General features: G+C 48.8%; 7 protein-coding genes. All 7 read left to right on the plus strand.

The window, feature by feature from the left end:
- The first annotated feature begins 105 nt into the window (after window positions 1–105).
- The 7 genes from SOI44_RS10225 to gyrA all read left to right on the plus strand — a co-directional run bounded on the left by SOI44_RS10225 (window position 106) and on the right by gyrA (window position 10,750).
- Window positions 106–1,503, plus strand: coding sequence for an ROK family protein (locus SOI44_RS10225; RefSeq protein ID WP_331349115.1), 1,398 nt, complete (start codon window positions 106–108; stop codon window positions 1,501–1,503).
- A 549-nt stretch (window positions 1,504–2,052) separates the two neighbouring features.
- On the plus strand, window positions 2,053–3,432 hold the full coding sequence (gene dnaA / locus SOI44_RS10230; protein ID WP_331349116.1) for a chromosomal replication initiator protein DnaA: 1,380 nt from the start codon (window positions 2,053–2,055) through the stop codon (window positions 3,430–3,432).
- 157 nt (window positions 3,433–3,589) lie between these two features.
- Window positions 3,590–4,726, plus strand: coding sequence for a DNA polymerase III subunit beta (gene dnaN / locus SOI44_RS10235; RefSeq protein WP_331349117.1), 1,137 nt, complete (start codon window positions 3,590–3,592; stop codon window positions 4,724–4,726).
- 166 nt (window positions 4,727–4,892) lie between these two features.
- The gene (locus SOI44_RS10240; RefSeq protein ID WP_331349118.1) at window positions 4,893–5,093 is read left to right on the plus strand and encodes an RNA-binding S4 domain-containing protein; all 201 of its coding nucleotides are present in this window, start codon (window positions 4,893–4,895) and stop codon (window positions 5,091–5,093) included.
- Window positions 5,093–6,178: a DNA replication/repair protein RecF gene (recF, locus tag SOI44_RS10245; RefSeq protein WP_331349119.1), complete on the plus strand. Its 1,086-nt coding sequence runs from the start codon at window positions 5,093–5,095 to the stop codon at window positions 6,176–6,178. The genes SOI44_RS10240 and recF overlap by 1 nt, the downstream gene beginning before the upstream one ends.
- Before the next feature lie 92 nt (window positions 6,179–6,270).
- Window positions 6,271–8,193 (plus strand): DNA topoisomerase (ATP-hydrolyzing) subunit B, encoded by a 1,923-nt coding sequence (gene gyrB, locus SOI44_RS10250; protein WP_331349121.1) that lies wholly within the window; start codon window positions 6,271–6,273, stop codon window positions 8,191–8,193.
- 16 nt (window positions 8,194–8,209) lie between these two features.
- Window positions 8,210–10,750, plus strand: a complete 2,541-nt coding sequence (gene gyrA, locus SOI44_RS10255) for a DNA gyrase subunit A (RefSeq protein ID WP_331349120.1) — start codon at window positions 8,210–8,212, stop codon at window positions 10,748–10,750.
- The last annotated feature ends 284 nt before the right edge of the window (window positions 10,751–11,034 follow it).

The raw sequence follows: 11,034 nt of genomic DNA on the forward strand, positions 1-11,034 counted from the left end.
GAAAGAAAAGAGCTTTCGAAGCGAAAATCATCCGATGAAATCTGATGATTCTCTGTATTCAGAAGCTCTCTTGGTTATACTTTAGGAGAAGTTAACGATGAAAGTATGAAATGGACAAAGGAAGACTGCTGCAAATGGATTGAAAGCCTGCATGAAGAAGGCTTTGACATGATCAAAGAACATGATCAATACAGGTTTGTCTCACCAATGGCAAAAGGTACGATCACCATCTATCCGGAAGATATTGTTGAGCTCGCCATCGTTGATAAAGAAGACAAGACGACCTTCTATCTGCACTTTCATATTGAAGACAAAGAACATGATCAGGATCTGATCCAGCAGATGCTTGTTTCCCTGCACAATACCGCCCGGAAACGCATTCTCAAAGTTGTACTGTGCTGCACATCCGGACTCACCACATCCTTCTTTGCCCAGCAGCTCACTCAGGCCGCTGACATACTCCATGAAGACTTCACTTTTTCCGCTGTCAGCTTCTCCGATCTTTACAAGGCAGGCTTTGACTGCGACATCATCCTGCTGGCCCCGCAGATCCACTTCCAGTACAAAAAAGTAAAAGAAGTCTTCCATGAACAGATCGTCATCCGGATTCCTCCTGATATTTTCGCTACCTATGATGCCGGCCGTATGCTCACGTTGCTGCAGAAGGAATACCACCAGCACATCGATGAAGCCATCAGTGAAGAAAACATCCCGCTGCGCTCCCTCTATGACAACCCGTACCGCATCCTGACCATTGCCGTCATCAACCACCGCCAGCAGACACGCTTTGGCTATCGGATCTATGACCATGGCAATAAAACACTGGACAAAGAAGTTATCAAGCCAAATATCACCCTGCAGGACTTATTCGACCTGCTGGATTATGTCCTGACACGCCATCACAATATTGATGCCATCGGCATCTCCATTCCCGGCGTTGCCAACCATGGCACCCTGAACCTGGAAGACTCTGATTTCCAGCATTACAACCTCGCCACCGCCATCATAAACCGCTATCACCACCCGACCATCATCCTCAACGATGTCAATGCCATGGCCCTCGGCTACCATGCCATGCATGAGGACAGTGATGATATGGCCTTCTGCTTTATGCCCCATGGCCGCATCGACATCGGTGCCGGCATCATCATCGACGGTAAGCTGCGCCTTGGCTATGCCCACCATGCCGGTGAAATGCACCACCTGCTCAAGGCATACTGCCCGGATCTGAACCATGACGACATCACCCCGGACACCGATTTGAAAATGCTTTCCATTTCCTGCCTCTGTCTGATTTCAACCCTGGCCCCGGATAAAATCGTATACTATTGCGAACTCTGCCCGAATCCGGAAGAAGTCCGCACCGCATTATCAAAGTATATTGAACCTTCCTACATCCCCGAAATCATCCATGTCAACCGCCTCAAGCGATACCAGCTGCCCGGCACCATGATCCGCTGCCTGGAAGTCCTTCAAAGCGGCACGATCCGATGGAACACATGAAATACCAACACCTCTTTTGAGGTGCTTTTTTTGTGGAAAAGCCATGCCGCAGTGATCTCTTCCACAGTGGATAACTTTCCAAGCCTGAAGTTTTCCACATATTGTAAAAAGCCTGTAAACAAGCTGACTTTTCCACTGTCACACATCTTTTTGCACGGTGGAGAACAGGATTCTCATAGCACTTTTCAACAGTGTTTTCCCCGATCCACAAAATAAGTTTTCCACATATGTTGAAAACTGTTGAAAACAGCAAAATATCCAGTATTTATGCATGTTTTTTCGTGTTAGTAAAATGTTAAAAACAAGTCATGTTCTGATGATTTTCCACAATTTTGTGAGTTTTGCACAATGTGGATATTTTCTCCACAAATTTTCCACACCCTGAATTTTGTGGAAAATGGTGGAAAACTTTCTTTTAACCTGTATTTATCGTATGTTCTGCTTTTAATGCCATTGTGGAGAAAATAGTTTTCAACAATTTTCATGTGGATTTTACCAGCGTGCATGCCTACAATAGTCGTGCTGTAAGCAAGCAATACAGGAGTTTTCATGATAACAGAGAACAAAGATATGTACCTTCAGGATGTCTGGGGGAAGGTACTGCAATATCTGCAGATGAACTGCAATATGGAACCAGAGATCATCGATAATTTTTATCGTCCCTGCTCTCTGTATGATCTGACATCATCCAAGGCTGTCATCCTCGCCCCGACGATCGTAAACAAGCAGATTCTGCAGCCGGAGTCAGAAATGATCTCAGCCGCATTTACAGACATTCTGCAGGCCGATTCACCCATTGCGGTAGAAATATGCCGGAAGGATGACCTGCACAATGTCATGCGTTCTAACAGCCTTCCTGCGCAGGATCTCGATGAGGCATCTTTCCCATCCATGCCCATTCAGAAAGACCGTACCTTTGACAACTTCGTCGTCGGTGACTGCAACCGGGAATCCCATGCCGCCGCCCTGGCATGCGCTGCCAAACCCGGCCAGTTCTTCAATCCCTTATTCATCTATGGCAACTCCGGCCTTGGCAAGACACACCTGCTGATGGCCATTGCCAACTACGTATTGAAGAACGATCCCACCCGCAAAGTCTACTACACAGAATCACTGAAATTCGTTGAAACTGTCGTCAATGCCATCCGCGATAACAAGATCGAGCAGTTCAAGCGCTATATGTACTCAGTTGATCTATTGCTCATCGATGACATCCAGTTTTTAGCCGGCAAAGAAAAATCACACGAAATCTTCTTTACCATCTACAACGAACTGATCAATAACCGCAAGCAGATCTGCATTGCCTCCGACCGCCAGCCCAATGAAATCAAAGGCCTCGAAGACAGACTCATCTCCCGCTTCTCCAGCGGCTTAAGCGTGGGCATTGATTCCCCCGAATTTGAAACCTCCCTGGCCATCCTGCAGATGAAAATCCGCCAGAACGGCTACGGCATTGAGGACGTCGATCCGGAAGGACTGGCCTACATCGCCTCCAACTTTTCCGGCAACGTACGAAACCTGGAAGGGGCATGGAACAGAGTTCTCTTCTACGCCATCCAGTTCCAGCCCGACGGCGGCGTCATCCGCTTTGAAACCGTCATGAACGCCCTGAAATCACAGGCCGTTGTCTCTGACAAAACCGGTCTTTCTCCAAAGAAAATCATCCAGGCGGTGGCAGACTACTATGGCCTGACCCACCAGCAGATCACATCCAAGACCCGCACCAAGAACATCGCCAATGCCCGCCACATCTCCATCTATCTGTGCCGGCATCTGCTCAATCTGTCCTACATCAAGATCGGCGAAGAATTCGGCGGCCGTGATCACTCCACGATCATCTCAGCCTGCACCAAAGTCAGCCGCCAGATCAAGAATGATCCTGCCATGGCAACTGCCATCCAGCAGATTGAAAATTCCATCAAGCAGTAAAAAGTTTTCCACACTTATCCACCGGTTATCCACACCAGGAAAATAACAGAAAACACGATAAATACAGGCTATTTCATGCCTTATCCACAGTTTCCACAGGCTTAGTAATAATAAGCCTTATAAAAGATATAAAATAACAGACAGGAGGCCCACAGCCATGAACTTCACCGTATCCAAAAACAAATTCTACGCAGCCCTGCAGAACGTCGCCCATGCGATCTCACCAAACAGTCCGCTGCCCGTATTGAAAGGCATCAAAATCAACGCCATTGACCCAGATTCTCTCGTTCTTACTGCCAGCAACAACGACCTGGCTATCCAGACATCCTTAATCAATGAACAGGACAAAGATCTCAACCTGACCATTGAAGAAGCAGGTGCCGTTGTCATTGATGCTAAATACCTGCTGGACATCGTCCATAAGATTGACGGCGATATCCTGCATATGGAAATCATTGACGGCGCTCTGACCATGGTCAAAGGACAGAATGCCCAGTACCGCATCAATGGCATGAAAGCCGATACCTATCCAACCATCGATCTTTCCAAGCCTGCCGATGCCATTACAACCAAAGCCGGCCAGCTGGCAGAAATCATCGAAGAAACTGCTTTTGCAGCAAGTGATCAGGAAACACGTCCGGTACTGACCGGCGTCAACTTTGCCCTGCATGACGGCGTATTGGAATGCACGGCAACCGACTCCTACCGCCTGGCCAAGAAGACCATTCCCTTTGCCAGCCATCTTACCTTCCGTGTCACCATTCCGGCCAAGAGTCTCAATGAAGTCAAAGCCATCATGTTACAGGAGGCAGATAAGGATATTGAAATTGCCCAGAATAACAAGAAAGCACAGTTCTTTAATGGCTCCATCCTGCTGCAGACAAGACTGCTTGACGGCGGCTATCCGGATACAGACCGCCTGATCCCGACGGAATTCCATCACACCCTGACCATCAAGCGTTCAACACTGCTCAGTGCCCTTGACCGCTGCATCTTCAAGAGCGACAACATGACCGTCAACCGCCTGCAGTGCTCCCAGGACGATGTCATCTTTTCCAACGGCTCCCAGGAAATCGGCGACTTCCAGCAGTCTCTGATGGAAGAGGGCACAAAGTTTGAAGGAGAACCAATTGATATCAGCTTCTCCGGTGCCTATGTACAGCAGGCAGCCAGAGCACTGAAAGGCGATACCATTGAGATCTGCTTCTCCGGACCAATGAAGCCATTCATCCTGAAAGATCCTGCCAACGATACCATCCTGCAGCTTGCTCTGCCGGTCCGCACCTACAACTGATCAATCACATTGCGCTCTTCTGTTTCAGAAGAGCGTTTTTCTTTTGGTTTTCAAAGTCCGTTTTCATCCTTCTTTGACCCTTCGAAAATGCCTTGTTCATCGGCAAAAATCACCATTTTTATGGTATAATTCAAGAGTGGATTTTTCATTTGAAAAGGAGCCCGTCATGACCAGAGAAAAGACAGAATATATCACCCTTCAGCAGTTTCTCAAAAAGGCAGGACTGGTACAGTCCGGCGGCGAAGCAAAGGTCATGATTCTGCAGGAAAATGTCAGCGTCAATGGCATCCCTGAAACCCACAGAGGCAGAAAACTGTATCCCGGTGATATCGTGGAAGCCTGCGGCAGAAAGCTTGTCGTTGGCTGATGCATGTAAGCAATCTGAAACTGCGCCAGTTCCGCAACTATGAGCAGGCCGGAATCACCTTCTCTGATGGCATGAACGTAATCACGGGTGATAATGCCCAGGGAAAGACAAACCTGCTGGAAAGCCTTGTTTATCTCTCATTGACAAGATCTTTCCGCATCAACAATGACCGCCGCCTGATCAAAGACGGCTGCGAGTATGCGGACATTCGCTGCACCCTGCATGAAAAGGAAGAAGACAGAGAGCTGCGGGCTCTGATCACTCCCAAAGGCAAGACGCTGCTGGTGGATGGCAGTGCCATGAAAAAAAGCAGTGACTTCATCGGCATCCTCAATGTCATTCTCTTTTCACCGGATGATCTTGGCTGGTTCACGGCATCTCCCATGGACCACCGACGCCTGCTCAGCCAGGAAATTGCCAAGATCTCACACAAATACATGCACGCCCTCTACAGCTTTCAAAGCCTGCTCAAACAGCGCAATATCGTGCTGAAACAGGACAGGGTGGATGAAACATTCCTGGATACGCTGGATGAAGAAATGGCTGTACAGGAAGCTATCATCATCCGTGCCCGCCGCTACTTCACAAGCCAGATCAACCAGAACCTCGGCCATCTCTTCCATGCTTTATCCAAAGAAGCCCATCAGGTACAGGCCGTCTATGCCTGCTGCCTGGATGGCGAAGCAGACAAGGAAGACATTCTGCAGATGCACAAAGAAAGCCGGATGAAAGACCGTCAGTATCAGACGACCACCACCGGCATTCACCGCGAAGACTTCACCTTTGATCTGGATGGCAGAAGGGCACAGGAAGCCGCATCCCAGGGACAGAAACGAATGATCCTGCTGGCCTATAAGATGGCTCTGCACGCCTGTATCGAAAACAATACCGGCCGCAATGCCATCTACCTGCTGGACGATGTGCTTTCAGAACTGGATCTGACCAGGCAGGAAACCCTGCTGAAAATGATCCAGGGATCCCAGTGCATCCTGACAGCGACCAGCATTCCCGCATTTTTAAAGACAGACAACATGAAAGAATACCGGATCAAAGCCGGTACGATTACAGAAATGGAGGCATTATGAGTACAGAAGACGATTTCAGGCGAAAAGAGGAAGAAGAACTTCTCCAGGAAGAGCCGGATATCTCCCATGCCGTGATTGGCCAGGAACTGGACATGAAGGCAACCCAGGAATATGACGATTCCGAAATTCAGGTTCTGGACGGCCTGGAGGCAGTACGAAAAAGACCGGGCATGTATATTGCCACAACCTCTTCCCGCGGCCTGCACCATCTGATCTGGGAGATCGTTGACAACGGCATCGATGAAGCCATGGCCGGCTATGCCTCTACCGTTACTGTTACCATTGATAAAAACAATGCTGTACAGGTTGAAGATGACGGCCGCGGCATGCCAACCGGCACCAATGCCAAGACCAAGAAATCTACCATCGAAACCATTTTCACCGTCCTGCATGCCGGCGGCAAGTTCGGCGGCGGTGCCTACAAGATCTCCGGCGGCCTCCATGGCGTCGGTGCATCCGTCGTCAATGCCCTCAGCACATGGCTGGAAGTCACCGTCTATCATGATGGCAAAGTCTACTTTGTCCGTTTTGAAAACGGCGGCCATGCCGTCGCACCTCTTCATGTCATCGGCACATGCGATCCCAAAAAACATGGCTCTACGGTCCGTTTCCAGGCCGATCCAACCATCTTCCAGGAAACGACTGTCTATGACCATGATACGGTCAGAAACCGGCTCAGACAGCTAGCCTTCCTGAACAAAGGCATCCGCCTTGTCTTCCATGATGAACGCATGGAAGACCCTGAAAAGCGTGACTACACCTTCCTGTATGAAGGCGGTGTGCGTGAATACGTCGCCTTTTTGAACAAGGACAAGGAAGTCATCAACCCGGATATCATCTATGCCGAAGGCTATGAATCCGATATCCAGGTCGAAGCAGCCATCCAGTATAACGATGGCTACAACCAGTCTGTCTACACGTTCTGCAACAACATCAACACCGTTGAAGGCGGCACCCATCTGGAAGGCTTCAACCTGGCACTGCAGCGTGAGATCAACAAATATGCCAGAAATGCCAAGCTGCTCAAGGACAAGGACCCTAACCTGTCAACAGAAGACTGCAAGGAAGGCATTACCGCTGTCATCTCTGTCAAACATCCGGATCCCCAGTATGAAGGACAGACCAAGACAAAGCTTGGCAACAGTGAAGTCAGAAAGATTGTCTCAGATATCTTTGGCTCCCAGCTGGAAAAGTTTCTGATGGAGAATCCGGATGAGGCCAAGGCCATCGTCGAGAAGTGCTCCCTGGCATCACGGGCAAGAATCGCTGCCAAAAAGGCCAGAGAGATGACCAGAAGAAAGAATCCGCTGGAAGTGGGTTCGCTGCCTGGCAAACTGGCCGATTGTTCAAGTAAGGATGCCAGCATCTGTGAAATCTATATCGTCGAGGGAGACTCCGCTGGCGGCTCTGCCAAACAGGGCAGAGATTCTCACTATCAGGCCATCCTGCCTTTAAGAGGTAAGATCCTGAACGTTGAGAAAGCCAGGGAGGAACGTGCCTTTGATAATAATGAGATCCGCTCCATGGTTACGGCCTTTGGCTGCGGGATCAAGGAAGAAGTCGATGTATCCAAGCTGCGCTACAACAAGATCGTCATCATGACCGATGCCGATGTTGATGGTGCCCATATCCGGACACTGCTGCTGACCTTCTTCTACCGCTATATGAAACCAGTGCTGGAACAAGGCCATGTTTACATTGCCCAGCCGCCTCTGTACAAGGTACAGAAGGGCACCAGTGTTCGTTATGCCTATACCGACCATCAGCTGGAACAGGTCAAGGCTGAGATGGGATCCAAGATTTCCATCCAGAGATATAAGGGACTTGGTGAGATGGATCCTTCCCAGCTCTGGGAAACAACCATGGATCCAAAGCACCGCACCCTGATCCGGGTTACCGTGGATGATGCCGAGGAGGCAGACCGCAACTTCAGTATGTTAATGGGTGAGGAAGTAGAACCCCGCAAGCGTTTCATTATCGATAACGCACACTTTGTAGAGAATTTGGATGTCTGATCAAAGGAGGTAATGTATGGGATTAGATGACTTCATGGAATTTGACGAAGAAAACTTCGATCCGGGCAATATCACCGAAACAGACTTGTCCAGAGAAATCCGCCGTGACTTTCTGGAATACTCGATGTCCGTCATCGTGGCCAGAGCCCTGCCGGATGTACGTGACGGACTGAAACCGGTACAGAGAAGAATTCTCTATGCCATGTATCAGATGAACAATGGTCCTGATAAGCCATACCGTAAGTGTGCGCGTATCGTCGGCGACACCATGGGAAAATATCACCCTCATGGCGACTCTTCCATCTATGGCGCCCTTGTCTATATGGCCCAGGACTGGAACATGCGCGAAGTACTCGTTGACGGACATGGCAACTTTGGATCCATGGATGGCGATGGTGCCGCTGCCATGCGTTATACCGAAGCCAGAATGTCCAAGATCGCCGTTGAAATGTTACGGGATCTGGACAAGGAAACCGTAGATATGCAGGACAACTACGATGGTGAAGAGAAAGAACCAGTTGTACTGCCATCCCGCTTCCCGAACCTGCTTGTCAATGGTTCCATGGGTATTGCCGTAGGCATGGCCACCAACGTCGCTCCGCACAATCTTGGTGAAGTGATCGATGGCTGTGTGGCCGTCATGGACAATCCGGAAATGACAGCTGTCGAGCTGATGAAATACATCAAGGGACCGGACTTCCCGACCGGCGGCTATATCCTTGGCCGCAGCGGCATCAAGCGTGCCTTTGAAACAGGCAGAGGCTCCATCATCATGCGTGGCAAGACCCGCATCGAAGACATTGCAAACGGCAAAAAGAGAATCGTTGTTTATGAGATTCCTTATGCAGTAAACAAGGCTACGATGGTCGAAAAGATCGCAGCCCTGGCCCGTGAGAAACAGATCGAAGGCATTACGGACCTGCGTGATGAATCCAATATGGATGGTGTCAGAGTTGTCATTGAGCTGCGCAAGGATGTCCAGCCGGAAGTGATCCTGAACCAGCTGTACAAGCTGTCACCGCTGCAGTCCAGCTTCGGTGTCAACAACGTCGTATTGTTCGATGGTGTTCCGCGCACCACTTCCATGAAGGACATGCTTGTCGGCTACATCAAGTTCCAGGAAGAGGTCATTACCAGAAGAACACAGTATGATCTGAGAAAGGCCAGTGAAAGAGCCCATATTCTGGAAGGATTGCGCATTGCGGTCGATAATCTGGATGCGATCATTCATACGATCCGTGATTCCAAGGATGCCAATGAAGCAATGCCAAGACTGATGGACGGCTTCGGACTGGATGAAATCCAGGCCAAGGCCATTCTGGATATGCAGTTCAGAAGACTGACAGGTCTGGAACGCGAAAAGATCGAGAATGAATACCAGGATCTGCTGCTCAAGATCGCAGACTATCAGGATATTCTGGCTCATCATGAAAGAATCGTTCAGATCCTCAAGGATGAGCTGCTGGAGATCAAAGCAAAGTACAACACACCAAGACGCAGTGAAATCATTGATGCCCCGGAAAGCATGGATGATGAAGATCTCATCCCGGTTGAAAATGTCATTGTCTCACTGTCATCCAATGGCTATGTCAAACGGCTGACAAGTGATACCTACCGCGTACAGAACCGCGGCGGCAAGGGTATCAAGGGAATGGAACTCAACCATGACGATGTCATTGACCAGTTCATTAACATGTCTACCCATGACTATTTGCTCGTCTTCACCAACACCGGCAGAGTATTCCGTATCAAGGGCTATAACATTCCTGAATTCTCCAGAACATCCAAGGGCATTCCGATGATCAATATCATCCCGATGGATAAGACAGAGAAGGTCAAGGCCATGGTGCCATATGCTGATACAGGCGATGATGATGTCAAGTATCTGTTCTTTGCAACAAGGAACGGCTTAGTCAAGAGAACACCGATCTCTGAGTTTGAATCCATCATGAAAAATGGCAAGAAGGCCATTACCCTGCGTGAAGATGATGAACTCGCCTTTGTCAAAGGCACCACCGGCCACAATGAAATCATTCTGGCAGGTTCTAATGGCAAGGCAGTCAGATTCGCTGAGGATACCATCCGGCCAAGCGGAAGAGGATCCATGGGCGTCAAGGGGTTCAATACCGATGGGAGCACCGTCATTGGCATGGCTCTGGACAGCGAAGGACAGTATATCCTCACCGTCAGTGAAAACGGTTATGGCAAGAAGTCACTGCTGTCTGAATACAGACAGACAAACCGCGGTGCCAAGGGTGTCAAGGCAGCCAGCATCAATGAAAAGACAGGCAGCCTTGTGTGCATGAAAGCTGTCAATGGCGATGAAGACTGCATGATCATGACCAATGACGGCATTGTCATCCGGATCTCCCTCAAACAGGTTTCTGTCTATTCCAGAAGCGCAGCCGGTGTCAGACTGATCAATGTCTCGGGTGATTCCAAAGTTCAGACCATCTCCATCCTGGCTCCGGAAGAAGAGGATGAAACAGAAGAACAAAAGGAAGATACCGAAAACAGTCAGGAGACAAAAGGAACGGAAGGAAACGCAGCTGACTGAACACGGAAACAGCCAATAAAATCATAAAATCTGGCATATCATATCATGATGTGCCAGATTTTTTATATGGCCTTACAACAAGAAATAATGATTTGCATGCATATATCAAAACATGATTATAATAAGAAACATTATTTAAAATATATGCATGATCATATAATCATATGACAGAGAATCATCAATAAAAATATCAAAAAAATTTAGCACTTAACTATTGACAGTGCTAAACAAGTGATTACTATTATGAGTGTAAGAGGTGAGAGCCTCAGGGAGGTAATGATATG

Source organism: Lactimicrobium sp. (genome assembly GCF_036453465.1).
Lineage (GTDB): Bacteria > Bacillota_I > Bacilli_A > Erysipelotrichales > Erysipelotrichaceae > Bulleidia.